The sequence below is a fragment of the Brevibacillus brevis genome (genome assembly GCF_900637055.1).
GTDB classification, from domain to species: domain Bacteria; phylum Bacillota; class Bacilli; order Brevibacillales; family Brevibacillaceae; genus Brevibacillus; species Brevibacillus brevis.
Map to the genome: position 1 here is coordinate 1,682,052 of NZ_LR134338.1, position 25,434 is coordinate 1,707,485.

At 49.6% G+C, this 25,434-nt stretch carries 24 protein-coding genes; 19 read left to right on the top strand and 5 right to left on the bottom strand.

The features are described 5' to 3' along the window. The first annotated feature begins 49 nt into the window (after positions 1-49). Positions 50-1,681, top strand: coding sequence for an ATP-binding protein (locus EL268_RS08655; protein WP_429789406.1), 1,632 nt, complete (start codon positions 50-52; stop codon positions 1,679-1,681). After that, complete coding sequence (locus EL268_RS08660) at positions 1,659-2,357, top strand: DUF977 family protein (protein ID WP_106654470.1); 699 nt, start codon at positions 1,659-1,661, stop codon at positions 2,355-2,357. The genes EL268_RS08655 and EL268_RS08660 overlap by 23 nt, the downstream gene beginning before the upstream one ends. 230 nt (positions 2,358-2,587) lie before the next feature. Here EL268_RS08660 and trmB read toward each other — a convergent pair whose 3' ends face one another. Further along, complete coding sequence (gene trmB, locus EL268_RS08670) at positions 2,588-3,232, bottom strand: tRNA (guanosine(46)-N7)-methyltransferase TrmB (protein ID WP_047071745.1); 645 nt, start codon at positions 3,230-3,232, stop codon at positions 2,588-2,590. Between the two features lie 449 nt (positions 3,233-3,681). On the opposite strand from trmB, the gene EL268_RS08680 reads away from it, so the two are divergent. Then, the gene (locus EL268_RS08680) at positions 3,682-4,182 is read left to right on the top strand and encodes a C40 family peptidase (RefSeq protein ID WP_106654473.1); all 501 of its coding nucleotides are present in this window, start codon (positions 3,682-3,684) and stop codon (positions 4,180-4,182) included. A 152-nt stretch (positions 4,183-4,334) separates the two neighbouring features. Here the strand turns inward: EL268_RS08680 and ilvD are convergent, their stop codons facing one another. Next, positions 4,335-6,011 carry a dihydroxy-acid dehydratase gene (gene ilvD / locus EL268_RS08685; protein ID WP_106654474.1) on the bottom strand — a complete coding sequence of 559 codons (1,677 nt, stop codon included), beginning with the start codon at positions 6,009-6,011 and terminating at the stop codon, positions 4,335-4,337. Between the two features lie 221 nt (positions 6,012-6,232). On the opposite strand from ilvD, the gene EL268_RS08690 reads away from it, so the two are divergent. Next, the gene (locus tag EL268_RS08690) at positions 6,233-6,721 is read left to right on the top strand and encodes a PaaI family thioesterase (protein ID WP_106654475.1); all 489 of its coding nucleotides are present in this window, start codon (positions 6,233-6,235) and stop codon (positions 6,719-6,721) included. A gap of 46 nt (positions 6,722-6,767) precedes the next feature. Here EL268_RS08690 and EL268_RS08695 read toward each other — a convergent pair whose 3' ends face one another. Then, the gene (locus EL268_RS08695; RefSeq protein ID WP_106654476.1) at positions 6,768-7,145 is read right to left on the bottom strand and encodes a hypothetical protein; all 378 of its coding nucleotides are present in this window, start codon (positions 7,143-7,145) and stop codon (positions 6,768-6,770) included. 99 nt (positions 7,146-7,244) lie between these two features. On the opposite strand from EL268_RS08695, the gene EL268_RS08700 reads away from it, so the two are divergent. The 13 genes from EL268_RS08700 (at position 7,245) to cysC (ending at position 18,741) form a co-directional block, all read left to right on the top strand. Next, positions 7,245-8,021 carry an inositol monophosphatase family protein gene (locus tag EL268_RS08700; protein WP_106654477.1) on the top strand — a complete coding sequence of 259 codons (777 nt, stop codon included), beginning with the start codon at positions 7,245-7,247 and terminating at the stop codon, positions 8,019-8,021. A gap of 145 nt (positions 8,022-8,166) precedes the next feature. Further along, entirely contained in the window at positions 8,167-8,613 is a 447-nt protein-coding gene (locus tag EL268_RS08705) for a hypothetical protein (RefSeq protein WP_106654478.1), read from the top strand. A gap of 11 nt (positions 8,614-8,624) precedes the next feature. Further along, positions 8,625-8,888, top strand: coding sequence for a hypothetical protein (locus EL268_RS08710; RefSeq protein ID WP_106654479.1), 264 nt, complete (start codon positions 8,625-8,627; stop codon positions 8,886-8,888). Between the two features lie 10 nt (positions 8,889-8,898). Continuing rightward, entirely contained in the window at positions 8,899-10,140 is a 1,242-nt protein-coding gene (locus EL268_RS08715; RefSeq protein ID WP_106654480.1) for a glutathionylspermidine synthase family protein, read from the top strand. A 21-nt stretch (positions 10,141-10,161) separates the two neighbouring features. Further along, on the top strand, positions 10,162-10,599 hold the full coding sequence (locus tag EL268_RS08720) for a DUF350 domain-containing protein (protein WP_106654481.1): 438 nt from the start codon (positions 10,162-10,164) through the stop codon (positions 10,597-10,599). A gap of 147 nt (positions 10,600-10,746) precedes the next feature. Further along, positions 10,747-11,511: a potassium channel family protein gene (locus EL268_RS08725; RefSeq protein WP_106654482.1), complete on the top strand. Its 765-nt coding sequence runs from the start codon at positions 10,747-10,749 to the stop codon at positions 11,509-11,511. A 419-nt stretch (positions 11,512-11,930) separates the two neighbouring features. Beyond that, positions 11,931-12,743: a sirohydrochlorin chelatase gene (locus EL268_RS08735; protein WP_106654483.1), complete on the top strand. Its 813-nt coding sequence runs from the start codon at positions 11,931-11,933 to the stop codon at positions 12,741-12,743. Beyond that, entirely contained in the window at positions 12,709-14,325 is a 1,617-nt protein-coding gene (locus EL268_RS08740) for a nitrite/sulfite reductase (RefSeq protein ID WP_106654484.1), read from the top strand. The genes EL268_RS08735 and EL268_RS08740 overlap by 35 nt, the downstream gene beginning before the upstream one ends. A 41-nt stretch (positions 14,326-14,366) precedes the next feature. Then, positions 14,367-14,606, top strand: coding sequence for a DUF3906 family protein (locus EL268_RS08745; RefSeq protein ID WP_106654485.1), 240 nt, complete (start codon positions 14,367-14,369; stop codon positions 14,604-14,606). A 55-nt stretch (positions 14,607-14,661) separates the two neighbouring features. Further along, the gene (cobA, locus tag EL268_RS08750) at positions 14,662-16,182 is read left to right on the top strand and encodes a uroporphyrinogen-III C-methyltransferase (RefSeq protein WP_106654614.1); all 1,521 of its coding nucleotides are present in this window, start codon (positions 14,662-14,664) and stop codon (positions 16,180-16,182) included. A gap of 15 nt (positions 16,183-16,197) precedes the next feature. Further along, positions 16,198-16,914, top strand: a complete 717-nt coding sequence (locus tag EL268_RS08755; RefSeq protein ID WP_106654486.1) for a phosphoadenylyl-sulfate reductase — start codon at positions 16,198-16,200, stop codon at positions 16,912-16,914. Positions 16,915-16,956: 42 nt separating this feature from the next. Next, the gene (gene sat / locus EL268_RS08760; RefSeq protein WP_106654487.1) at positions 16,957-18,096 is read left to right on the top strand and encodes a sulfate adenylyltransferase; all 1,140 of its coding nucleotides are present in this window, start codon (positions 16,957-16,959) and stop codon (positions 18,094-18,096) included. Between the two features lie 39 nt (positions 18,097-18,135). Then, positions 18,136-18,741, top strand: coding sequence for an adenylyl-sulfate kinase (gene cysC / locus EL268_RS08765; protein ID WP_106654488.1), 606 nt, complete (start codon positions 18,136-18,138; stop codon positions 18,739-18,741). A gap of 63 nt (positions 18,742-18,804) precedes the next feature. On the opposite strand, the gene EL268_RS08770 is transcribed toward cysC, so the two are convergent. After that, positions 18,805-20,079 (bottom strand): hypothetical protein, encoded by a 1,275-nt coding sequence (locus EL268_RS08770; protein ID WP_106654615.1) that lies wholly within the window; start codon positions 20,077-20,079, stop codon positions 18,805-18,807. Positions 20,080-20,247: 168 nt separating this feature from the next. Between EL268_RS08770 and EL268_RS08775 the strand changes: the two genes are divergently transcribed. Together EL268_RS08775 and EL268_RS08780 are read left to right on the top strand one after the other, a co-directional pair. Then, entirely contained in the window at positions 20,248-23,154 is a 2,907-nt protein-coding gene (locus EL268_RS08775) for a DNA translocase FtsK (RefSeq protein WP_164724569.1), read from the top strand. Between the two features lie 106 nt (positions 23,155-23,260). Next, positions 23,261-23,662: a hypothetical protein gene (locus EL268_RS08780; RefSeq protein WP_232030337.1), complete on the top strand. Its 402-nt coding sequence runs from the start codon at positions 23,261-23,263 to the stop codon at positions 23,660-23,662. Between the two features lie 54 nt (positions 23,663-23,716). Here EL268_RS08780 and EL268_RS08785 read toward each other — a convergent pair whose 3' ends face one another. Beyond that, positions 23,717-25,255 carry a glycosyl hydrolase family 28-related protein gene (locus EL268_RS08785; protein ID WP_106654489.1) on the bottom strand — a complete coding sequence of 513 codons (1,539 nt, stop codon included), beginning with the start codon at positions 25,253-25,255 and terminating at the stop codon, positions 23,717-23,719. Between the last annotated feature and the right edge of the window lie 179 nt (positions 25,256-25,434).

A 25,434-nucleotide genomic window follows, 5' to 3' on the forward strand; every position in this document is an offset into this window, starting at 1 on the left:
TCGTCATCGAGCGAAATGAGATACAATGAGAAGAAGAGGAGGGGACAATGTGCGTTTTCACAGCAAGCTGATGTTGATTATTTGCTCGCTCCTATTTGGTGTGATTGTCATACTCGGTACGATGTTTGAACAGATGCTGGCGGGCGTATTGGAGCATGAGATCGGGACGCGAGCGCTGCATACCGCCAAGACCGTCGCGCAAATGTCCGAGATCAAACAGGCATTTGACGCAGAAGATCCTGCCAAGATTATCAATCCAATCGTGGAAAAAATACGCGTGGACACGAATGCGGCATTTATAACAGTAGGAAATTTGCAAAGCATCCGCTATTCACATCCTGAACCAGAGCAGATTGGCAAAAAGATGGTGGGAGGCGACAATGAGGCAGTATTTGAGGGGCAATCCATCATCTCTGAGACAGTCGGCTCGCTAGGCCCCGGACTCAGAGGAAAGACTCCGATCTATGATGAGGAAGGAAAGGTGATGGGAGTCGTTTCTGTCGGCTTTTTGTTTGAGGATATAAATGAAACGATCGAATCGTATCGCAATCGAATCTTCGTCATCGGTATCGTCACCTTGCTCTTGGGTGTGGTGGCTACACTCATTCTTTCACAGAATGTAAAGAAAGCCATATTTGGTTTGGAGCCAGAACAGATCGGGCGATTGTATCAGGAAAATCAAGCTGTGCTGGAATCGATTCGCGAAGGCATCGTGGCGGTCAACAAGGAAGGGTCGATCACGCTCGCGAATCAGACCGCCCTCCATATGCTGGGGCAAGCGAAGGATAAAGACAGTATCATGGACAAACAGGACGAGCTGGTTCGTTCGCTGGGCCTTCATGAGGTGATTCAGACAGGGAAAGCCGAATTTGACCGCGAAACGAATGTGGACGAGCACGTATTAGTCGTGAACCGCGTCCCGATTATGGATAAGGAGCGCCATGTTATGGGTGCTGTAGCGAGCTTTCGCAATCGGTCCGAGCTGTTCGAGGTCACACAGGAGCTGTCACGGGTGAAGGAGTACGCGGAAGTCCTTCGTTCCCAGACGCACGAGTATTCCAACAAGCTGCATCTCATATCAGGACTTATCCAGCTCGAATCGTATCAGGAAGCCATTGAAACGATTTCTTCTGAGTTAAATGTGCATGTCCACAATACGACGTTTATTATGCAAGAAGTCCCCGACCCACTGATAGGTGGCTTGCTGCTCGGGAAGCTGAATCAAGCCAACGAACGCAAAGTGGAATTAAAGATTGATCCGGAAAGCAACTTCCGTGACATTCCTGCCTCGATCGATCGCTCACAGCTGATTGTCATTCTCGGCAATTTGATAGATAATGCGATGGACGCTGTAAAAGCTCCAGGGGCATTTGCACCAGAAATTACGATCTTTTTGCTCAATGTGGAAGAGGTCTTGCTCATAGAGGTAGAGGACCGCGGACCAGGCATCTCCGAAGAGAATGCTGAACGAATCTTTGAGCTGGGCTTCTCTACGAAATCACAACCCAATCATGGCTACGGCTTACATTTAGTCAAACAAGCTGTCTTACACGTACACGGAAACATTACGCATACGGGAAATCCGGCGGGAGGAACGATTTTTACCGTGACGATACCAAAAGATGCACGCACGGCAGAACGGAAGGAGGCCGTTAAAGGTGATACGGGTACTCATTATTGAAGACGACCTGAGAATTGCAGAGGTAAACCGACGCTTCGTGGAAAAAGTGGAGGGGTACGAGGTGATTGGCATTGCCACGAATGGGCAAGAGGCCAAGGACCAAATGGAAATTTTGCAGCCCGATCTCGTGTTGCTCGACATTTATTTTCCGGATATGGACGGCCTCGATTTTTTGTCGATCATAAAGGAGCAGTTCCCTGCAACAGATGTCATCATGCTGACAGCTGCCAAAGAAGTGGATGCGGTTGTAGAGGCGATTCGCTACGGCGTATTCGATTTTATTACCAAGCCGCTTATCTTTGCTCGCCTGCAACAAACGTTACGGAATTATCAGGAGTTCAGGCAAAAGGTGAGTGATTGGAAAAAAGACACCGATCAAATCAGTCAAGCCCAAATCGATGAGCTCATTGCCCGGACAGGCCAGAAGAAGACAACCGAGACAAGGGCAGTCAAAGGTATTGATCAAATTACGTTGGACAAGATTTCTGGCTTTCTCATGCAGACGCAGGAGGCTACGACGGATTTGGTCAGCAAAGAAACAGGCATTAGCCGTTCAACAGCAAGGCGATACCTAGAATATTTAGTAGCCAAAGGAGACGCCATCGCAGACCTTTCGTACGGTGTCGTCGGACGTCCAGAGCGCGTATACAAGAGCGTTGGACGGCAAAAAGAATAAAAAACCCTCTGCGCCCGCAAGTAAGGTTCGAGCCTACTTGAGAGTGCGGAGGGTCTTTTTGTATTAGATTGGCATTTAAGAAAGTACCGATGAACCAACAAAGCTGGCGAGAAGAAAAAGCACAGATCTCGCAGACCTTGACAACGCCCACCCAGTCGGAACTTCCAAAAGGGGACCCGAAGAGAACTGTGCTTTTTCTTCTCCTCCCCTATGTTGACTCAAACCAGGGCCTACTTAATCACACAGCTCGCTTCCACCCGATAAATACGCTGCCCGCGAGAAGAAAAGCGCTCCTCGTACTCCGTCATCACATTATCTGCCGCTAGCTTGGACTGGTGCAGGTCAAAGGTGATATTGCGCATCTGGAAGCGCTCCGCAGCGAATTGGTTGAGTGAAAACTCAAAAAGGTTCTCGTTGTCTGTCTTCATATGAATCTCGCCGTCTGCCACAAGTACCTGACGATAGGTGTTCAAGAAGCTTTTGTAAGTAAGACGGCGCTTGGCGTGACGGGTTTTTGGCCACGGATCACTAAAGTTCAGATAGATGCGAGAAATTTCATGATCGGCAAACAAGTCGGTCAACTTGGAAGCGTCGTATTGGACAAAGGCCAGATTCGGAACAGCTTTGTACTCCGTACGCTGGACCGCACGCAGAACGACCTCCGCCTTCAGTTCAACCGCAATGAAATTGATGTCAGGGTGACGCTCGGCCAATGTATTAATGAAACGTCCTTTTCCACAGCCGATCTCCACATGAATCGGGTTGTTATTCCCGAAGCGTTCCTTCCAATTTCCTTTATAGGAAAGGGGATTGTCTACAAACGTCGGATATTCTCTCAGGGCCGCTTCGGCACCTGGAATGTTACGCAGTCGCATATGTGCCTCCTTCAAAACGAACTCCTATCTACTTTACGATGACTCCCTGCTAGTTGCAAGTAGAGAGAGAAGAAAGGGAAGCGAGATTCCAGATGCAGATTACGTGAAAAAGGAGTGAAAAGGGGTTTTTTGTAAATGGGACTAGGACGAAAGTCACGCGTGGCGCGGATTTGAACAAATCGGGGTTGGATAAATTTTGCCAATTTAGGAGGGACTTTATGGCAAGAAAATAGACTGAAAATTTGAGGAATGCCTGTTAAATCAAGCGCGAAGGCGTCAAGCGGTAATCATATCCAGTAGAAAAAATAGTTTTTGGTAAGTTTTTGGTAATTTCATAGAGGGTGAGCTTTGGTAAAGTAGAGAACAAGTGAGAGGTCAGCCAAACTTTGCATAAAATGGTCCCTTGTTGAGCAGGGATCTTTTTCACAAGAAAAGGGAGGATGAACAGCATGAAATTACATAAAGCCCTCATCGGAATCGTAATGGGAGTAGTAATGGGAGTCACAGCGATTGTCGCTCCACTGCCGCAAGAGCAAAATGTAGCCGAGGCTGCATGGTCGCAATCCAGGGCGGACAAGGTCATTGCCACGGGAAGAAAGTATCTGGGTACTCCTTATAAATTCGGCGCGAGCAGTAATACCACAGCCGTATTTGATTGCTCTTCCTTTACACAGCGCGTATTTAAAGTTGCAGTCGGCAAGAGCTTGCCGCGCTCTTCTCGCGATCAAGCCAAGAAAGGAACGAGTGTGTCCAAGGCCAACCTGAAAAAGGGAGACTTGGTGTTCTTTAAGGCGAGTACGACGACGACGTCCAAACGGATTACACACGTGGCGATTTATGCAGGCAACAATAAACTCTTACATACATATGGAAAACCAGGAGTGACGTATTCGACCTTTAAAGGCACGTCCTGGGAGAAGCGCTTCGTTTCGGCACGGCGAGTCTTGTAATCTACTCGTCTGGCTCTCTACTTACTAATACGTCTGGCAACGCAATTTGTTGCGAGAATCGAGGAATGCAAATCTTGTAAAAAATGCGAAAGCCCTTGCCTTGTGGAGTCTTCCACAAAGACAAGGGCTTTGGTCTGTATGCTAGCAGTGTGCTAGATTTTCAAAATACCACCCATGCTCGCATTCGTTACCAGCTTGGAGTAACGAGCCAGATAACCAGTTTTTACTTTCGGCTCGAATTCTTTCCAGCCTTCTTTGCGGCGAGCCAGCTCAGCCTCATCCACGTGCAGTTGGATCGTGCGCTCCTCGAGATCAATTGATATGATATCTCCGTCCTGTACGAAGGCGATTGGACCGCCTTCTGCGGCTTCTGGAGACACGTGACCGATACTGATCCCGCGAGAAGCACCGGAGAAGCGTCCGTCTGTAACGAGCGCGACTTCCTTACCGAGGCCCATACCCACGATTTGTGAGGTAGGAGCCAGCATTTCTGGCATACCTGGGCCGCCTTTAGGTCCCTCGTAGCGGATGACGACAACATGACCGGATTTGATTTTGCCAGCAGCGATTCCTGCCAGAGCCTCCTCTTGGGAGTCGAAGCAGATGGCTGGACCTTCGTGCTTTTTAATAGAAGGATCGACACCGCCTGTTTTGATGATCGAGCCTTGTTCTGCCAAGTTGCCGAACAGAACAGCGAGTCCGCCGGAAACACTGTACGGGTTGTCCAGGCGACGAATGACTTGATCGTTTTGGATTTCAGCGTCAGCGATGTTTTCGCCAAGGGTTTTGCCCGTGACGGTGATGCGGTCTGGATGGATCGCGCCTGCTTTTTTCGCAATTTCTTTCAGAACAGCTGATACGCCGCCTGCCTCGTGGCAATCCTCGATATGATAGTCGGAGGAAGGAGCCAGCTTGCAAATATGCGGAATGCGCTTCGCTACTTCGTTGATGCGCTCGATCGGGTATTCGATGCCTGCTTCTTGTGCAATAGCCAGTGTATGGAGAACGGTATTGGTTGACCCACCCATCGCCATGTCGAGTGCGAATGCATCGTCGATTGCCTCGAGTGTCACGATGTCGCGTGGTTTAATGTCGCGTTCAATCAGATTTTTCAGTTTTTCAGCAGATGATTGTACCAGCTCGCGACGTTCAGGAGAGACTGCGAGTACCGTACCATTGCCAGGCAGAGCCAAACCGATGGCTTCGAGCAGACAGTTCATCGAGTTCGCTGTAAACATACCGGAACAGGAACCACAAGTTGGGCATCCATATTGCTCCAGCTCTTCGAGTTGCTCGTCGTTGATCAAACCTGCTTGGTGAGCGCCGACACCCTCGAATACGGAGGAAAGCGAGATGGAGCGACCATCACTCGTTTTTCCGGCTTTCATAGGACCACCGGTTACAAATACGGTTGGAATGTTGACACGAAGTGCACCCATAATCATCCCAGGCGTGATCTTGTCACAGTTCGGAATACAGATCATGCCGTCAAACCAGTGAGCAGCGACAACGGTTTCCAAGCTGTCTGCGATGATCTCGCGGCTCGGGAGGGAGTAGCGCATCCCAATATGTCCCATTGCGATTCCGTCGTCAACACCAATCGTATTGAATTCGAATGGAACCATGCCAGCAGCACGAACGGCTTCCTTGACCAGTTTTCCAAACTCCTGCAAGTGCACGTGACCTGGAATAATGTCGATGTACGAGTTGCAAATAGCGATAAACGGTTTATCGAAATCCTCATCCTTTACACCTGCTGCACGAAGCAAGCTGCGGTGCGGTGCGCGGTCGAATCCTTTTTTGATCATGTCACTTCGTTGTCTGGCCAATTTGAAAAACTCCCTTCCCATACGGATAATGCCTGTCTTATGTTTTGAACTATCTTATCAATTTTTAATAACAGAAACAACCGTAAAAGTCTGAACATTTGCTCAGTCTCGAATGGTTCGGACAGCTGCTCTCGATTGGCATAAGCTTAGGAATCATAGCGAAATCAGCTTGTTTGGGATAAAATAGAAGAATCAATTCTATTTTGGTTGGAGTGAACAAAATGTTAGATGAATTAAAAAACATCTGGTCGGACGGGAATGAAGAGGAGCGTCGTATTCTCGAGCTGGCTGTTCAGGCAATTCATCAGAAGCGGGAACGGAATAGCGCTTTTATCTCTGGGTTTCTTGGGTTAAAGGGAGAGTTCATAGACGAAGAAAGGCAGTCATATCGCTTCGAATTGCCTCTGACCCCTTTTATGCACAATTCAGGTCGAGTTGTTCATGGAGGAATTCTCGCGACCTTGATCGATTCAGCGATGGGCTCCTTGATCAATCGGTCCTTGCCACCCAATCAGTATGCAGTGACGACAGAGCTAAAGCTCAATTATTTGCTTCCGGGAATAGGGGAGCGGCTGCGCGCAGAAGCGAGCTTTTTGCATCGCGGACACACGTTGGTCGTCATGGAGGGCAGTGTCTACGATGATCGGAATAGGCGGATCGCCCACGGTACAGGAACGTTCATTGTGCTATCCAGAAATGATCGGAAATAAAAAAACTCGCTCCACACCAAAAAGGTGAGAGCGAGGGGTGACGGTGTTATTTGATGACAACGAGACCGCTGTATTCCGAAATATAAGTGAGCATTTTGGCTGAAAGCGGTACGATAAACTCCATGTTTTCTTTTTCGACGATACCGGATCGGGAAACAATCCGTGCCCACTTGGCGGTCAGCTTGTAGTAATCGGAACCAAATGAGGCATGAACGGTCTCACTCTGATGCCGAAACGTGACAGGGGTAGCGTTCAGCTTCATCGGGACCATGCTGATGATATCCTGCAAAAACAAATGGTAGGTCATGTGTGGCTTGAAAAGAACAAGCTCCTTTGTGGTAACAGAGAAGCCGTAGCTATTGTTCATTTGGGTGAATTTGAGTTCACCTTCCATATTTTTCAGCCGAATGAAGTCGGTATTCATGTTTATCCCCCTCCTTCGGGTGTCTTTCTATGATAGTAATGTTCCATGTGAAAGTGCAAGTGAAAGGTTGTTCCATACAAAAATAAGGAGCGAAATGACATGATCGAAATTGCAAAAGAAGCAGCAAGTGTCGCGGGTGCGTTTTTGAAGGAACGTTTTCTCGAACAGCTCGTGCCCGATGAGGAATTGCATAACGACGTGAAGCTGCCAGAGGATAAAGGCAGTGAAAAACGCATCATTGAAGTACTGCATCGCCACTTCCCGACACATACCATTTTTTCTGAAGAGGTTGGAATGGTTTCCCGTGAGGAAGAGTATTTGTGGATTATCGATCCTTTAGATGGAACAAATAACTATTTTATCGGCTACCCGTATTTCTCGATCTCGATTGCGTTGCAGCACAAGGGCGAGCTGGTGCTAGGCGTCGTCTACAATCCGGTAGCGGGTCAAATGTTTTGGGCGGAAAAAGGAAAAGGAGCCTATTTGAACGGAAAACGATTGAACGTCAATAACCGCCAAGACCTTACACGTGCAGTCGGTACGTACATCCGTGGACGCGATACGGTCACGAAGGAAGAAGAGATGGCTTTCACAGAACCGTTTGTTTTCCAGACCAAGCGTCTCATGCGAAATATTGCGCCTGCGCTGGATTGGTGCTTGCTGGCAAACGGATGGCTCGATTATGTCGTGATGCAGCGATCCAATATTATGGATGTAGCCGCCGGAATTGTCATCGCCCAGGAGGCGGGTGCAACGATTACGGACTGGTCTGGAAAACCGTATCAGCATGAGCCGTTCCAACAAGATCACACTCCTTCATTGGTGGCGAGCAACGGGCATTTGCATGAAACGATTCGCGGTATGATTCGACAGTAACAGGAACAAAAGAAGCAGGACTTATGTAGCGGTTTATGGCTTTGCTGGATTTCTTTTCATTTATTGGCAACCAAATGTTTCGGCGGACGTATAAAATTGTTGCGTATGATTTGCTATTCTATGATAGGTAAAAGAGGTGAGAAAAATGGCACGAATGGAATATCGGCTGCTGGATGAGGCGAGGGGATTCCCTGTTCAGTTTTACTACGACAACGTGAACAAAGATGAGGTCTCCTTGCGTTTCGCTTGCGATTATTTGGTGAAGGGGCATGTTGTTTATGAAAAGACGTCCTGTGCAATCGAAAACGGCACGTATGTGATTTACGTCAAGCGCTCTACAGAAGAGCAGGCTGTCGATTATGCGGAGGCTGTGACTGCACGCTGGGGCAGCATTCAGATCGAAATGCGTGAATATCAAGAAAATGCAAGCATTTATCCGCTGGTACACACGTTTTATTTCAAGGACGATGACGATGCTCTCTTGCATTTGCAAAGCGACTATTTGTACGTGAATGGACGCGAATGGGAAAAGACATCGGCCGAGGTGGATGAAGATCGGCAGGTTTATGTTTACTACGCGAAGCCAGTGTAGGAGGAAGGAAAATGGCACAAACGAAATCGAAGAAAGTAGTCGGTCTGTTCGTCGCGGCTGCACTTGCGATCAGCGGTTGTTCTTCCGGGGACGACTATGATGATGATTGCTACGATAACGACAATGACGGCTATTGTGACGATAGCAGCAGTAGTAGCGGAGGTTCTGGCTCCACTTACAGGTCTTACAAGAGCAAATCCGGAGTATCGAGTGGGATAAGCACGAGCAGCTCTAAGGGCGGAATCGGCAGCTCGGGCTATTCCAGCTCCGGGTGAGGTGAGAGAAGTGGAAGACCATTACCGACGAGAACGAGAGGCGCTGTACAGCCCGATGCGGGAAGAGGGCGTATTTACCTGGGATTGGATGTATGGCGAGGAATATGCGCTTCATGATATCCACCTGATCTCTCCCTCCTTTCGAGAGGAAATCGCGATGGCAACCGAGCGGCTTGGGCAAATCTTTACAAAGGTCGTTCCGGTATTGCAGCGTGCAGAGGACTCCCTGTTGCTGGAACTAGGAGTGCCAAAGCAGGCTTTGCAGGCAGTCAGGGTCGCCGTTTCCCAAACAATGCCGACTGTGATTGGACGCTTTGATTTTGCCCAGACGACAGAAGGATTGAAGATGCTCGAGTGCAACAGTGATACCCCTACAGGAATCGTCGAGGCTTTTTATGTGAACGGTCGTGCTTGTCGTCATTTCCTGCGCGAGGACCCGAATGAAGGGATGGAGCGGCAGTTGCGTTCAGCGTTCAGCAAGGTGGTCGACGCTTATCGGGCGCAGGGCTATGATACGGACTCTATCTGGTTTAGCTCGCTCGACTGGCATGAGGAAGACAAGGGAACGACATTATACTTACTGAACCAATCGGGTTTGTCTGCCCGGTTTGCCGCTTTGGAGCATTTGCGTGTTTGGCAAGATCGTCTCTATGTAAAGGAGAATGAGGAGCTACTGCCAGTCGATGTGCTGTACCGTCTGCATGCTTTGGAAAAGCTGGCGGCAGAACAGGATGAAGATGGCTACCGGACTGGTGAGCATGTGCTTTCGTTGATTGCCCGCAAAAAGCTGGCCATTATTAATCCTCCTTCTGCGTTTCTCATTCAGACGAAGGCTTTGCAGGCGCTCATCTGGAACTTGCATGAGGCGAATGAGTTTTTCACAGAAGAGGAGCACGTGATCATCGAAGCTTACATGCTGCCGACTTATTTTGAAAATCGGTTTGCAGGCAGGGAGGACTACGTCACGAAGCCGATTTTTGGGCGGGAAGGTGGCGGCGTCATGCTGTTTGCATCAGATGGTACGCTGCAAGAGAAGGATCAGGAAGAGTTTTACTGGGAGCAGCCGATGATTTATCAGAAACGGGTAGAGCTTCCAGAGATAACGGTTCAGACAATGAAAGGAGCTTATGCTGGACGGCTGCTCTGGGGGTCCTTTTGGATCGGCACAGAGGCATCGGCAATTGTAGCCCGTGTCGGAGGACCGATTACAAACAACCTATCCTATTATTTGCCGGTCGGCATAGACAAGTAGCGAAAGGAGAGGACAACTTACATGTTGGGACAATTGGATTACGTAGTAAACTTTTTAACGTATTTGGCAGTGACCATTCCGATATTGGCTGTGGGGATTTTTGTGTTTGCGATTACGACTCCTTACAAGGAGTTTGATCTGATCAAGCAGGGAGCACAGACTGACGATCCGAAGAAGATGGCAGCGGCAAAAGCAGCCTCGCACGATTTGGGAGGCAAAATCATCGGTTTGGCAATCGTCCTCGCTTCGGCTGTATACCACTCCGTTAACTTGTGGGATTTGGTCATCTGGGGTATTGTAGGAATGGTATTTCAAGTCATCATTTTTTATTTGTTCGAATGGGTCACACCATTTAAAGTCGTGTCTGAAATTCCGAACGGGAACGTATCCGTCGGTATTTTCGCTTCGCGGTTGAGTATTGCAGCGGGCTTGTTGATGGCTGCGCTGATCAGCTACTAAGCATGGAAAGAGGCGTTCACCTTCGAAGTATGGTGCTCATGTAGGTTCTCTACATTTGGCTCCTCCCGCTTCAGGTTCTCGCCTCTTTTTCGATGCAGAACAGATCATATTTTGAACAGGCACTTATGAGCACAGGGAGGAGTCTTTTTGTTCTGGCGCGTCATGTATGAGATTTTTATCATTATGCTTGTGATTACGTATGCGATCCTGTTGTTCGCAGACTTTTCTAATCATCCTCTGTTGACTGATGAACTGATGGACAAGGTAGACACTGGGCTGATCATCTTGCTGATTGTCGAGTATTTGTTCCGGCTATGGAGAGCGAAAGACAAACGAAAATTCGTTTTCGCCAACTGGTTCGATCTGATCGCAATGATTCCATTGGACTCGTATTTGTATTTAGCCAGAATCATGCGCGTGCTTCGGCTGGTTCGCATCGTGCGAGCTTCTCCGTTTTTGTTGGGAATCATTCGATCAGGCCCGATGCGTCAAGTATTTGGTGTCGTCACGATCATCATGCTGTGGAGCTCGACTGCTATTTATTTGCTCGAATACGGTGTAAACGAGAACATCAAAAGCTTCCCAGATGCGTTGTGGTGGTCGATTGTGACAACCACGACAGTCGGCTATGGGGATATTTCGCCTGTGACGGCAGGAGGAAGGATCATGGCGACGATCTTGATGATAACGGGGATCGGAATGCTTGGAGCTTTGACGGCGAATTTTGCTACGCATTGGACAGAGACACATGAAAGCAAAAGCCAGGAGAAAGATCGCTTGACCGAAGAGATTAAAAAGCAGGCGATCGCAAATATCCAGCAGATCGAAAACTTGACCGAGCGCGAGTATGAGACGCTTAAAGAAAGTATGGATTTGCTGTATCGTCGAACGAGGAAAAAGGGTGAGGAATAAGGGGAGAGCTGTCAGGCAAAAGGCCTGGCAGCTTTTTTCTTCTCCATTTTGAATCACTTTCATAATGTAAAAAACCTGCGTAGGAAGAAGTTCATTTCCAGTCAAAGCGCCTCTGGAGCCCGACCAAGCGTAGGAATAAATGGCGGGGAATTTAAGCTTCACTTATGGAATGCCTCTCTGAAACTTCTACGTTTGAAGCGCTCCCGCCATTTATTCCGAAGCGGACAGTCAATCCCCCGTTCAGGGCATAGGCCGAAGCGCAGACTGGAAATGAACTTCTTCCCTCACCTATAGCAACGTCCCAAACAGTATGTTCAAGTGAAAGTTGATTTTGTTATTGACGAGGCAATCCATCCCAATTATAATTCCGAGTAAACATATATGAATTACAAAATAAGTTTGGATAAGGGGATTATCCGATGGCGAAAACAGCTGTTTTGGTAATTGCTCACGGTTCACCTGATCCTGACTGGTTGGCATTGGTGGAATCAGCCGTTTGGCAGTGCCGCACTGATTTGCCAATTCGGGTAGCTTACTTGGGAGGAGTGGAAGGACGAGGCATCAGCGATGAAGTGAAACGTCTGGAAGCATCAGGAGCGAAAACGATTGTCGTCGTTCCGCTATTCGCCACGGCAGGAAGCAATCACGTAGGGGAAATCCGTGCGATGCTTGGACTGGACCCATGGCCGACAGGAGAAACAGACCTGATTCGCGTTCCGGTTCAGGCAAGAATTCTCTGGTGTCCGCCATTGGAGGATCATGGAAATGTCGAGCAGATCGTGGCAGAGCGAATCGCAAGTCTATCACGCTTGCCTAGTCAGGAGGCTTTGTTGCTCGTCGGGCACGGCAGTGACTTGCCTGGATGTCATGAGCGCTGGGAAAAGCTGCTCTTGCGTCTGACATTCCGCTTGCAAAACCGCTATGCATTTGCCGCTGCCGGATATGCGACACTGAGACCTGATACGCTGTACGAACAAGCCTGTTTACTGGCACAAAAAGGGGATGTCCTCGTGCTTCCTCTGTTCGTCAGCCAGGGCTACTTCACGCGACAAGCAATCCCGAAACGGCTTGCGGGCTTGGCTTATCGCTATGAGGGCAGTGCGTACTTGCCCCACCCACTGATTGCGGACTGGATGACCCAATCGATTCGAATGGCATTGGTAACTGACATCTTCACACAAAGGAGCATGTACGAGCATGGCAGAGAGAAAGCAGTGGAAGTGGGCTGCTGATCCATCCCTCAACAAAATGGAGTTTACGAAGCTGGAAAAAGACGGACTGGACGTCATCGAAACGATCGTAAACACCTATTCCAAAGAAGGCTTCGCATCGATTGAATCTTCTGATATGGATCGATTTAAATGGGCAGGCGTCTATCAGCAGCGGCCAAAGGATGGTCATTTCATGATGCGTGTGCGTATACCAGGAGGCATTTTGAACAGTGAACAAGCTCGCGTGCTCGCCACAATCGCGGAAGATTATGGACGTGATCTGGTGGATGTGACTACACGTCAGGCCGTGCAATTTCATTGGCTCACGGTAGAATCGCTCGCTGACATTTTTGATCGGCTCGCATCAGCGGGACTATCCTCTTTTGAAGCATGTGGAGACTGCCCGCGGCAAATCATGGGGAACCCACTGGCAGGAATTGATCCGCATGAAGTGCTGGATACGCGTCCCATCGTTGCGGAGTTAGAAAAATTCTTCTTGCTCAATCGCGACTTCTCTAATCTGCCACGCAAGTACAAAATATCGATTTCGGCCAATATCCATAACGCCGCGCATGCGCAAATCAACGATCTGGCTTTCACTCCGGCCAAAAAAGTAATCGGAGGCGAGGAAGTGATCGGCTTCCACGTCTGGGTAGGCGGCGGCTTGTCAGCGAAGCCATACTTGGCGAAGCAGCTGAATGTTTTCGTCCGACCAGAAGAGGTCGTCAAAGTTGCGGCAGGAGTTACGACTCTGTTCCGCGATTTCGGCTACCGTCAAAAACGCACGCATGCACGTCTCAAGTTCTTGGTCGCTGACTGGGGAGCAGAAAAATTCAAGGAGCAATTAATGGAGTTGGTTGGAGAGCTTGAGTCCGGCGGTATTGAATTAACTTCGGGCTGGAATGGCGGATATTTTTACGGCATTCACGAGCAGAGCCAAGCAGGACTGTACTACGCAGGCTTGTCTGTTCCAGTTGGGCGGATGAATGCAGAAGAATTAAATGAACTGGCCCGTCTGGCAGACGAATACGGCGATGGGACGATTGGCACCTGTAACACCCAAAATGTTCTGATTCGCAACATTCCCGAAGAGAGGGTCGCAGCTTTCCGCAATGAGCCGATGATTGTGAACCGTTTTAAATTGCAGCCCAATACATTTGTCGGGTATGCCGTATCTTGCACAGGCACGGAATATTGCAATCTGGCTATCGTGGAGACCAAGGAGCGGATGCGTTTGCTGGCTCAATATTTGGATGAAACGGTTGTGCTCGAAACGCCACTGCGCATTCATATGATTGGTTGCCCGAATTCTTGCGGTCAGCGCCAGATTGCGGATATCGGCCTGCAAGGCGCATTGGTCAAGACACCGAACGGGATGGTAGAGGCGTTCGACATCCATGTAGGCGGGACACTGGAGGAGCCGCAATTCAACCGCAAGCTCAATGCGCGGATTACCGTGGACAGACTCGGTCCGTTCCTCGCCCAATTGATTACGCTCTACAAGGCGGATCGTCAGGAAGGCGAACCATACTGGCGTTACGTGGAGAGGGTAGGACTTTCCCATATCCAGGCGCAGGTAGACTCCATTTTGCAACCAGCGTAATGCCCTGTGTGGAATATAGCCAGGTTAGGAGGGGACATGTCATGGCAGAGGAACAAACAGAGAGCTATCTTTACAAGCTGGAAGCCGTGCTAGAGGAAGGGCGGTTACTGACGGTTGTGGTGATCGCCAAAACGGATGAGCGAGCCTTCTCTTCAGCCGAGAACAATCTCTTGCGACATACGATAGCGCCACCTCGCATCAAAGAACTGAGTCTGGTAGAAAAAAAGCCGCTCGGACGCCAAGGAGTCGGGTACGTAGTGGAGACCTCAAAGTTTGGATAATGGGACGATGGCTCTTCCTGTGAAGGGGAAAAGCAGCAAGGAGGACGGATTCGTAATGAACACAGGCAGAGTCGTTTTTGTCGGAGCAGGGCCTGGTGACCCAAAGCTGCTGACGATTCGCGGCATGGAGTCGCTTCGCCTTGCGGATGTGATTGTGTACGATCGCCTAGCAAGCCCGCAGCTTCTCTCGTACGCAAAAAAGGGAGCCACTCTCATCTATTGCGGGAAAGAAGCGGATCATCATACATTGCCGCAAGAGGAGATCAACCTCCTGCTCATCCGGGAAGCTCAAAAAGGGAAATACGTCGTTCGACTGAAAGGCGGGGATCCGAGCATGTTCGGGCGGGTAGGAGAGGAAGCGCAGATGTGCCGTGACCATTCTATTCCGTTTGAGATCGTGCCAGGGATTACTTCCGGGGTGGCAGCTCCGCTCTATGCGGGTATTCCGCTGACTCATCGTGACTACAACTCTTCCGTCGCTTTTGTCACCGGTCACTTGTGTGATAAAAATGCGGGAAAGGAGCCGGACTGGGCAGCCCTCGCCTCGATGGAAACGCTGGTCATCTACATGGGTGTGAAAAATTTGCCTCGTATCAAGGAGCGCCTTCTTGCGCATGGAAAAGCCGCCCATACGCCCGTTGCTCTCGTGCGCTGGGGGACAGTGCGTGAGCAAGAGACGTTGATCGGCAAGCTTGGGACGATAGATAAGGAAGTCGAGCAGGCTCGTTTTGCCGCACCGGCTATCATTATTGTAGGTGAGGTCGTCCGTTTGCGGGAATCGCTGAACTGGTACGAATCACGCCCCTTGTTCGGTAAACGGGTAGCTGTGGCAAGAAGAGCGAGCGATGAAGGAAATAGTGAGCTCGTGATTGCTTTGGAACAGTTGGGTGCCGAAGTCATGCCGATTCCTTTGATCGAACGCTGCACGTTTGACACACCAATGACAGAGCTTTCCACTTATCGTTGGCTCGTCTTCGAGAATGAGCAGCAAGTAGCCTTTTTTACTTCTGCCTTGCGACAACAGCGTTATGATGTGCGGCGCTTGACGAGCAAGCTGGCTGTTTGTGGACAACGGGCTTTTGATGCTTTCGAGAAACGGGGGATATATCCGGACTTGGTGCTGGAAGAAAACACATCCCTGCTGGCACTCCCCGACCTGCTAGCCTTGGAAAAAGAAGAGCAGGTGCTTTACGCAGGGGCAAGGAAGCCGCAAAAAATTACGCTGGACCACGGCAAGGTGATTCAAGTGATCCAAGCGGGCACGCTCGAATGGGAGGAGAAGCACCCCGGTTCGAAAAAGGAAGGATTGTCATTTGACTGGCTAGCGACGGATGACGCTCAAACGCTGTCAGCGCTGGCGCAATTCGCTGGCGATGTCTGGTCAAAGACACCGATCGTATGCGTCGGAAAGGAAACAGCAGATGCAGCGAGAGGAATGGGCTGGCAAACCGTGAGCAGCCATGCAGACAGCGCGATCCATATAAATGAGCTTTTGGCGTGGCGCGACCATGCCAAGCAAGGGCAGACTCTTGTCTTGTCGGCGACTGGTTCACAGGAAGGATCGCACGCTGAATGATCAAGGAGGGGGCATATGAGCCAGCTGAATTATGCATCAGCTACAGAGGAACAACTCGATTCCATCAATAAAAGTCTCACAAAGGGCGACACCATAGATGTCATCAAATGGGCCTACAAGACATTTTCAGATGATTTGATTTATTCGTGTAGCTTTGGAGCCGAGGCCATGGTGCTGCTCGATATGATCAGCGATGTGAAAAAGGATGCCAAGGTCACTTTTTTGGATACCAATCTCCACTTTTCCGAGACGTACAGCTTGATTGAGCAGGTGAGAGCAAGGTATCCTGCGCTGCGGCTAACGGTCAAGCAGCCAGACATCACGCTGGCACAGCAGGCAGACCTTCATGGCGAAGAGTTGTGGAGCAGGCAGCCGGATATGTGCTGCCATATCCGCAAAGTACAGCCGATGGAAAGTGTGCTGACCGGAGCAGTTGCGTGGATGTCTGGACTACGCAGAGAGCAGTCTGCCACGAGAGCGAATGTCGAGTTTATCAATCGTGATGAAAAATTCCAGTCGCTAAAAATTTGCCCGCTCATTCATTGGAAGTCGGAGGAAGTGTGGCAGTATATCCGAGCATTTGAATTGCCGTACAACCCCCTTCACGACCAGAGCTATCCGAGCATCGGCTGCGCGCCTTGTACGCGTCCTGTAAAAGAGGGCGAGGATTCGAGAGCAGGGCGCTGGGCGCAAGCAGGGAAAACGGAATGTGGGCTGCATCTCGCAAGGTAACGAGAAAGAGAAGAACAAACCAAGGATAGGAGGGGCTTTTGTATGAGTGGGAAACCTCACGGGGGAGAGCTGGTAAACCGTTTTGATCCACAGGCAGACCTGTCGGTGACTACGCATGAGGTGGAGATAGATGCATTTGCACTCGCAGATCTGGAGTTAATCGGGATTGGGGGCTACAGTCCGCTTGAGGGATTTTTGGATCGGGCGGATTATATTTCTGTCGTTGAGCAGATGCGGCTGGAAGATGGTACCGTTTGGAGCATTCCGATCACGCTTCCGGTTTCGACCACTGTCGCAGGAGCCTTGCAGATCGGAGACAAGGTGCGGTTGAGCCATCAAGGCTCGGTATATGGCATTCTTGCGATCACCGATATTTATTCACCTGACAAGGAGCGAGAGGCCCGGCTCGTCTATGGCACCGACGATCCGAATCATCCCGGGGTGAAAAAGCTGCTGGAGCGTCCCGCCGTTTATTTGGGTGGCCCGATTACGTTGGTAAAGCGCACCGAAAAAGGTCGTTTTGCCAGCTATCACTTCGATCCGGCACAAACGAGAGAAAGATTTGCCGAGAAGGGCTGGAAAACGATTGTCGGCTTTCAAACGCGTAACCCCGTCCACCGCGCGCATGAATACATTCAGAAATCAGCGCTCGAAATCGTTGACGGTCTCTTTTTGAATCCTCTCGTGGGCGAAACGAAGGCAGATGACATCCCTGCTGATGTGCGGATGAACAGTTATCAGGTATTGCTGGAAAAATACTATCCGGCTAGCCGGGTAGAGTTGGCCGTGTTCCCGGCTGCCATGCGCTACGCGGGACCGCGGGAAGCAATTTTTCACGCATTGGTGAGGAAGAATTACGGCTGCACTCATTTTATTGTAGGCCGGGACCACGCGGGTGTTGGCAACTATTACGGGACGTACGATGCCCAGCATATTTTCCGCCAGTTCCAGCCAGAGGAGCTAGGGATTACGCCATTATTTTTCGAGAACAGCTTTTATTGCAAGAGCTGCGAAAACATGGCCTCCACCAAAACGTGCCCGCATGACAGTGAGCATCATGTCGCGCTGTCCGGGACAAAGGTGAGGGAAATGCTTTCGCGCGGGGACGCTCCGCCACCAGAATTTAGCCGTCCTGAGGTCGCACAGGTATTGATCGAAGGACTGCGACCGGTGTCCGTATAAGCGGCTAAAAGAAAGCAGTTGTAAGAGAGGAGAGAGACGATGAGTAGAGAGGGCACCGCGAATATTGTATGGCATCCAACGACGGTAAACAAACAAGACCGTCAGAAGCGTGCAGGCCACAAAAGCTGTGTCTTATGGTTTACGGGGCTGTCTGGTGCGGGCAAATCGACGTTGGCCAATGCAGTCGAGCACGAACTGCATCAAAGAGGGCTAGCCAGTTACGTACTGGATGGTGACAATATACGTCACGGCTTAAACCACGGATTGGGGTTTGGAGCAGAGGACAGACGGGAAAATATTCGCCGAATTAGCGAAGTCGCGAAGCTGTTCGTGGATGCAGGTGTGATTACCTTGACGGCGTTTATCTCTCCGTATCGGGAAGACCGGGAGCTTGCGCGCAATCTGGTAGAGGCAGGAGAATTCATCGAGGTATACGTAAAATGTTCATTGGAAGAGTGCGAGCGCCGGGATGTGAAGGGACTATACCAAAAAGCGAGAAGCGGGGAGATTGATCAGTTTACGGGGATTTCAGCACCGTATGAAGAGCCTGTTCAAGCGGAGTTGGTCATTGAGAGTGACAAGCAGACGATTGAAGAAGCTGTCCAGATTGTTCTTACATACCTGGAAGAGCACCAAATTCTCTAGTTTCATCGGTACGTAAAAAAGCACGACGCGAGAGGCGCCGTGCTTTCTTCGTGAGGGAAAATATTACTTCGTAGTGGTCGCTGCTTCTTCAGCTTCCAGATCCTCAGCCATTTCTTCCATCCATTTTTGTTGATCAACCATGCTTTCAGCGATTGGACGAACAAAGCCTTTGTCGCTGAAGCTGTTGATTGCTTTTTCATCTTTTACCAGCTGTTCTACAGTCAGACCAGCATCTTTTGCTGGCGCATTGAACTTGGTTGCTTTTCCGAAGTTGTATGCATATTGATCAGCAGCCAGACCGATTGTTACAGCTTGCTTCATTTCAGGCGCTTGGAACGTTACGCTCAGATCGCTTGTTTGTTTCACAGGCATTTTGTTGCTGTCGATGTAGAAGTCGAGGTTCCAAGCGAGCTTGTGGAAGCCTTCTTTTTTCATTTCTTCTACGATTTTTTCAGGTGTGTATTCTTTACCTGTTTCATCCAACCATTTTTTCGCTTCAGCCATGCCTTCGTTTACCATCGCTTCCGCATTTGCGCGCTTCTCAGCTTCTGTGGTTTTCTTGCCCAGTTCCGGGTACAGATCTTCTGTCATGGAAGTGGTCAGTACCATCATATCGATCGCAAAATCTTTTACTTCTTTGCTAGCTACTGCATCGTTAGCTGTGAAGAAGAACATTTTTACCAATTCTTTTGCGTCGATTTTTACAGTTACATGAGTCGCTTCTACTTTTTCACCGTTCGGCAATGTAACGGATTGTTTGCCATGGTTTTTCGCGTCTGCCAATGTATAGCCGTATTTACTTACATACTTTTTCACAAAGTTGAAAGTAAGGTCGTTCATTTTGTCTTGGTATTCTTTCAGCTTCGCCGCGTTAGCAGCATCGGAGCCGCCAAACTCAGCCATGAATGGATTGGATGAGTTCGAATCGATTACCAAGTATTTGCTGTCCAGCGGAGACTTCACGTAGACTTTATCTTCGTCAACGATCGTTTCAACGGATGCTTTTTTGTCACCTGTCCAGAGCTTGTTGTCGCGCAGGAGCTTGTCGTCTTTTACTTCTACTTCAAACTTCACAGTGTCCAGATCCAGCTGGGAGCCTTTTACTGTTACGCCTGCTTTCAAAGCGGACAACAACGCCTGTCCTTCTTTGTCAGCCGGTTCTCCGAATGCTTCAGGCAATTTCTCAACGTCGCCTGTCAGCTTCAAAGAGCCTTCGAAATCATAGTTTGGCTTGTCAATTGTCGCTACGATAGAATCACGCACCAGGGATGCCTCGCCAGCACAACCGGTCAGCAGTACCGTACCTGCTACCAAAAGGGCGCTACCTTTTTTCCACATGATGTGTTCCTCCCCTATGTATTTAAATTTTTATTCCCCTTTGTTCTACGCTCAAATAGAGAAAAGGTTTCGCAAAAACGGAAAAAAATCACAATCCAGCTAATTCTGCCCCCTTTTCGTGGTAAGATGAAGGGGAAAAGATGGTTAGTGAAGAAAGGGCGTTGCAACATGTGGTCGTGGCTTCAAAAGCTGATGAACTTTTTTCAGGGAGAAAGAGAAGAGGAAATAGAGGAAGAAGGCCGTCCAGCAGGTACCGGTAACCCAACAGGTACTCCCGCTCCCCGTCAGCCTCAGGCGAGAACAAAAAGCATATATCCAAAAGAACGGGTAGACACTCGAGATATAGAAGACAATGTGCGTCAAAGAAGAGAGCGTCAATTTCGTTTTCCAGTTGTCCCGGATGACTATTTGGAGAAGAAGCGCAATCGTAGCGAGAATCCTGCCGAATCGAATGAACGCAGTCGCCAGCAGGCACCTCGTGAGCGTTTCGAGCCCAAGCGTGAAACGGTGCGGCCAGCAAATGAGCGCGTGCTGGAAACAAAGACAGAGCCCGTTTTCGAGAAAAAGAAACCTGAGCTTGTCAAAAACAACATCGAGATGCCGCAGCGTCCAAACCGTACGCCGCAAAAAGAAGCGGAAAAAGTAACGAGACCCGTTTTTTCTACAGAAGAAAAGCGTGCCTACCAGCCGTCTGAAATCGTTTCCCCTGTTTATGGGAAAATTACCCCGGCGACGCGCGAGGCGGAACATCGAATCCATACGACTGCGGGAATCATTTATCCGCGTTTGGAGCAAGAAGAGCATTTACAGCAAATGAAGCAGTGGGAACAAGAGATAAGCGAGCGGTATTTTCAAGAGGAGCAAGAGTCTGCTTCTTTTGAGCAAAATGAACCGCAGCATGTTTTTGTTGCGGATAATTCTGTACATAACGAAGGAGAAAATGCTGCTGCGGAGACTGCTGTGGCAGAAGCTCTTGATTCAGAACGTGAGGTTGCTGCTTCCGTACAATTGGAAGAGACGGTGGCACAAGTGCATGAGGAAGAAGAGGCACAAGCAGAAGAGAGCGAACTTGCAGAACCAATGGCGAGCGTGATTTCCGAAGAGAAGGAATCGGAGTCTATTGGGCAATTAGAATCTACAGACTGCTCTCAAGCGATGGAAGAGCGGCTAGCCCATGAGGAAGCCGAGCATAGACTGATCACTACACTCAGTGCGGTTGTGCAGGTGGAGAGCGAGAATGATGGCGATAACGTGGATTCTCCTTCTGTTGAGGAGGAGAATCAAGCAGTCAATACGGAGCTGGAGAGCGATGCCATCGAAGAGCCTGCCTATGCATCTGCTATCAGCCGTTTGCTAGAGAGAGCAGAAATAGATTCACCACAGGAACTCAGTTCAGCAGGAACGGCTTCGGTTTCCGAAGAGATGCCAGAGCGAACAGAGCCAACTGAGCCTGAATCCATTGCTCAACCAATTGTGGAACCGATTGTAGAACCAGTTGTAGAACCAGCTGCAGAATCTGTTGTGGAAACCGTACCAGTCCCTGTCCCAGCTTCATCCGTTGCACAGTCCGTGAACATGTCTCAGGCATCCATTACTAGGCAGCCTGCTGTTCCGTTAAAAGACTCGTCCAATGAAGCTGACCAAGGAGCAGAGTCAGCACAGCCGCCATACGCCTTGCCGGATTTGGGACTGCTGAATCCGAGCCCGCCGGTCAGCGATGATGACGATGAGCATACGCAAATTCAAAAGCTGTTATTGGAAGAGACGCTCGCGAATTTCAATGTCAGCGCTCAGGTCGTAGGGATTGTCAAAGGCCCATCCGTGACACGCTTTGAGCTGCAACCGGCTCCCGGCGTAAAAGTGAACAAGATTACAGGATTGATTGACGATATCAAGCTGAATTTGGCTGCCAAAGACATTCGCATCGAGGCACCGATTCCAGGACGCAATGCCATCGGAATCGAAGTCCCGAATATGTCCAGCCAGCCTGTATTAATCGAGAAGATCATCAGCTCAGACAAGTTTCAGGAACATTCATCTCCGCTGGCGGTCGCACTCGGTATGGACATCGGCGGAGAGCCGATTATTGCGGATATTAAAAAGATGCCGCACGGTTTGATTGCTGGCTCGACAGGCTCGGGTAAAAGTGTCTGCATCAACTCCATCATCGTCAGTCTGCTGTACAAGGCGACTCCTGAGCAGGTGCGATTGCTCTTGATCGATCCGAAAATGGTGGAGCTCGCCCCTTACAATCATTTGCCGCATCTGGTTACGCCTGTCGTAACGGAGGCCAAGCAGGCAACGGCTTCTCTCAAGTGGGCCGTGGAAGAAATGGAGAAGCGCTATGCGCTGTTCGTAGATGCGGGTGTTCGCGATATTGAACGCTACAATCAGACGACAGACGATCAGCTGCCATATATCGTGATCGTCATTGATGAGTTGGCTGACCTGATGATGGTCTCGCCGCAGGATGTGGAGGACTGCATTATCCGGATCGCCCAGAAGGCGCGTGCTTGCGGTATTCATTTGCTTCTGGCGACACAGCGCCCATCCGTAGACGTCATTACCGGAAACATCAAGGCAAACGTACCGACTCGTCTTGCTTTTGCCGTGTTCTCCCAAGTGGACTCGCGCACGATTCTCGATCAGTCTGGGGCAGAACGACTGTTGGGGAGAGGGGACATGCTGTTCCTTGAGAGCGGCACGACTCCAGTCCGTCTGCAAGGGAACTTCGTTTCGGATGACGAGATTGAGCGAATCACGCACATGATCAAAAAGCAAAGAAAGCCTGCGTACATTTTCAGCAAGGAAGATTTGGAGCAGCAGGTTGCTTCGTTTGACAGCGGAGATGATCCGTTGTATCTGGAAGCGCTCGTGTTCGTGGCCGATCAGGGACAAGCTTCTGCATCTGGATTGCAACGCCGTTTCCGCGTCGGATATAACCGTGCTGCCCGACTCATCGAAATGATGGAGGCAGATGGGTACGTCGCTGGACAAAGTGGCGGTAAGGCTCGCGCTGTCCTGATTTCCAAGGAGGATGCACAAGCCGTAGTGGAGGGATCAACACTCGTGTAAAAAACGAGGGTCTTGCATAGAGCAAGGCCCTTTCTAAACGGACGAGTTGCCTAAATATTCAGTAAGGTAGTATGCTATAAGATAGATGTTGAGATGGAAAGGAACGATGACGATGAATCCACTGGCGAAAAAGTATCAGGAAATTGACGACAAAATGGTCTTGTTCAATGAAGAGTATTATTTGAGCGTGGAAAAAATCGACATTGCCGCAATGACGCTGGAAAAAAGGGAGTCGCTCTTTAATCAACTGTACGATTTCGACAGTTCGGATATGGAGCTGGAGATCGACGTCTCCGAGGAAGATAAGGGCGTTTGGTACCTGCAATTGCTCGTACCGCATGTATTGACACTGCCTGAGGCTGCCAAAAGACGGATCGAAAATGGAACCAATCAACTCACTCAGCATTTGACTGAACAGGCAGATGAGCTTGTGAGAACGCAATTGCTTGGGGAAGAAATTTATGCCTATGTGAAACGGTACAATCCGGATTTGGAGCGTATTGCCTAATGACAAACATCCATCTATCCCACAACGCGGGGGCAGATGGATGTTTTTTTTACCTTATGCTTTGGCAATTTTGGTCGCCAGCCAGGTACAGGCGGTCTTATTGGTTGTGGTTGCAATCCATTCGCACGGTTGGTTGTTTACAGGAGTGATCAAGCGCAGTGTATCGCCTTTGAGCCCGCCGTATTTGACGGTGGTGCTTGGTGGGGCTGCTACATACACCACACGCTCGTTGATCGAAACAGTTGGGATATAGGAAGAGTTTTCGGATTTGTAGCCGCTAGTGAGGGAAACAGGAACAGGGAGGTTTTTCATGGAGAGGGTTATTTTATCCGAAGACTTGTGATAAAACATTTTTCCAGTAACCTGGCTGAAGTCGCCACCATCCACGGTGACTACCAATGGGTACGTTCCGGTGCCATAGAGCATGATTGCGTGGTCAGAACCGGAATAACGGTTGTTTATGAGAGAGACGTTTCCGCAGCGGTTCAACGAAATGTTTTGGGTCAGCCGTGGGTCAAACGAACAGTTCCTCACAGTAACTTGTCTCTCGGCGAGCACATCCCATGGCTCCAAGCTCAAGGCGTAGCCGCCGATGGAAGTCGCCGTATCATTGGCCTCGAAGCTGCAGCCATCAAATACAAGTCCTACATCCGAATAATCCACGGTAAGCCCAGTACCAACCGTCTTTGTACTTCCTTGTGCGGTCGTATGCAATACCCAGCGACAGTTGCTGAACGTCATGTTTTTCATAAAGTTCACCCGATTTTTCTCATTGGGTGCGGTATAAAAAACGGATGAGCTGATACAGCCTGTCATGCCAGTGAGACTGAAGCTGGCGAGTGAAACAAGCTGACTACCTTGCACGACCATCGGGGAGGACAGGTCACCCTCCAAGTCGAGCTGCTGACGGCAAGAGACATTGCTCAGGTTTACGTGCATGGGTGTGGCTCCGTCATACCCTTCATTGAGCTCGACCTCAAAACGATCACACGCTACATTCGCTGCATTCAGACGTTCCAGGCCACCCGTAACCGTAATGTCAGAGCGTGTACGCTTGCGGCTGTCGCTGTAAAAATCGGTAATTTGCACAGAGCGGACATAGCAGTTCGTTACTCCGGCAAAGTAAAAATGGTCGGCGACTCCATCCGTACACCATACTTGTCGTAGCGCTACATAATTGATATAGCTGTTAGGACCGGCACCACGAATGTAGAAATCGGCGCTATGCTCGTAATCGTAAGGATCGGGAGGCAGCGGGTTGGCTCTTGCATTGGAATCAATCTTCAGGTTCGTGACCACAAAAGAATCAGCATCACCACCCGTGGACGTAATCGAGAAGAGCCAGCGCCAATCTGCTGCTGTTGAATTGGCTTTCCTTTTTAACACGGAAAAAGGACCGCTTCCCTGCATCACTAGGCTTTTTCCTGTTCCTAGGATGACCTCTAGCCTGTTTGGTTCAATAATATAGGTACCAGCAGGAAAAAACAGAGGAATTTGCTGGTTTAGAGCAGCAGTCAAGGCAGCCTGGATTGCCTGGGTATCGTCGGTCACTCCATCCCCCTTTGCTCCGTACGTTTTTACATCCATCCACATAAAAGCATTCTCCTCCAAAAATTGGTAGACAAGATTGTCTTCTTTTCATTTCATTCAACCATTTCTCAAATGTTGACAACCATTTCGTAAAAAGGGCATGGACTGCATAAAAAATGTGTTCCATAAACTTTGGGCAGCCACTGGCATATTTGTCCTAGAACCTCCGTATGAATAAGCAA

What these genes read in the sequence shown, in the direction of transcription:
- trmB (WP_047071745.1), bottom strand. Translation starts at nt 3,232, where the DNA reads ATGCGACTGCGTAACATTCCAGGTGCCGAAGCGGCCCTGAGAGAATAT.
- EL268_RS08680 (WP_106654473.1), top strand. Translation starts at nt 3,682, where the DNA reads ATGAAATTACATAAAGCCCTCATCGGAATCGTAATGGGAGTAGTAATG.
- EL268_RS08690 (WP_106654475.1), top strand. Translation starts at nt 6,233, where the DNA reads ATGTTAGATGAATTAAAAAACATCTGGTCGGACGGGAATGAAGAGGAG.
- EL268_RS08695 (WP_106654476.1), bottom strand. Translation starts at nt 7,145, where the DNA reads ATGAATACCGACTTCATTCGGCTGAAAAATATGGAAGGTGAACTCAAA.
- EL268_RS08700 (WP_106654477.1), top strand. Translation starts at nt 7,245, where the DNA reads ATGATCGAAATTGCAAAAGAAGCAGCAAGTGTCGCGGGTGCGTTTTTG.
- EL268_RS08705 (WP_106654478.1), top strand. Translation starts at nt 8,167, where the DNA reads ATGGCACGAATGGAATATCGGCTGCTGGATGAGGCGAGGGGATTCCCT.
- EL268_RS08710 (WP_106654479.1), top strand. Translation starts at nt 8,625, where the DNA reads ATGGCACAAACGAAATCGAAGAAAGTAGTCGGTCTGTTCGTCGCGGCT.
- EL268_RS08720 (WP_106654481.1), top strand. Translation starts at nt 10,162, where the DNA reads ATGTTGGGACAATTGGATTACGTAGTAAACTTTTTAACGTATTTGGCA.
- EL268_RS08735 (WP_106654483.1), top strand. Translation starts at nt 11,931, where the DNA reads ATGGCGAAAACAGCTGTTTTGGTAATTGCTCACGGTTCACCTGATCCT.
- EL268_RS08740 (WP_106654484.1), top strand. Translation starts at nt 12,709, where the DNA reads ATGGCAGAGAGAAAGCAGTGGAAGTGGGCTGCTGATCCATCCCTCAAC.
- EL268_RS08745 (WP_106654485.1), top strand. Translation starts at nt 14,367, where the DNA reads ATGGCAGAGGAACAAACAGAGAGCTATCTTTACAAGCTGGAAGCCGTG.
- cobA (WP_106654614.1), top strand. Translation starts at nt 14,662, where the DNA reads ATGAACACAGGCAGAGTCGTTTTTGTCGGAGCAGGGCCTGGTGACCCA.
- EL268_RS08755 (WP_106654486.1), top strand. Translation starts at nt 16,198, where the DNA reads ATGAGCCAGCTGAATTATGCATCAGCTACAGAGGAACAACTCGATTCC.
- sat (WP_106654487.1), top strand. Translation starts at nt 16,957, where the DNA reads ATGAGTGGGAAACCTCACGGGGGAGAGCTGGTAAACCGTTTTGATCCA.
- cysC (WP_106654488.1), top strand. Translation starts at nt 18,136, where the DNA reads ATGAGTAGAGAGGGCACCGCGAATATTGTATGGCATCCAACGACGGTA.
- EL268_RS08770 (WP_106654615.1), bottom strand. Translation starts at nt 20,079, where the DNA reads ATGTGGAAAAAAGGTAGCGCCCTTTTGGTAGCAGGTACGGTACTGCTG.
- EL268_RS08775 (WP_164724569.1), top strand. Translation starts at nt 20,248, where the DNA reads ATGTGGTCGTGGCTTCAAAAGCTGATGAACTTTTTTCAGGGAGAAAGA.
- EL268_RS08780 (WP_232030337.1), top strand. Translation starts at nt 23,261, where the DNA reads ATGACGATGAATCCACTGGCGAAAAAGTATCAGGAAATTGACGACAAA.
- EL268_RS08785 (WP_106654489.1), bottom strand. Translation starts at nt 25,255, where the DNA reads ATGTGGATGGATGTAAAAACGTACGGAGCAAAGGGGGATGGAGTGACC.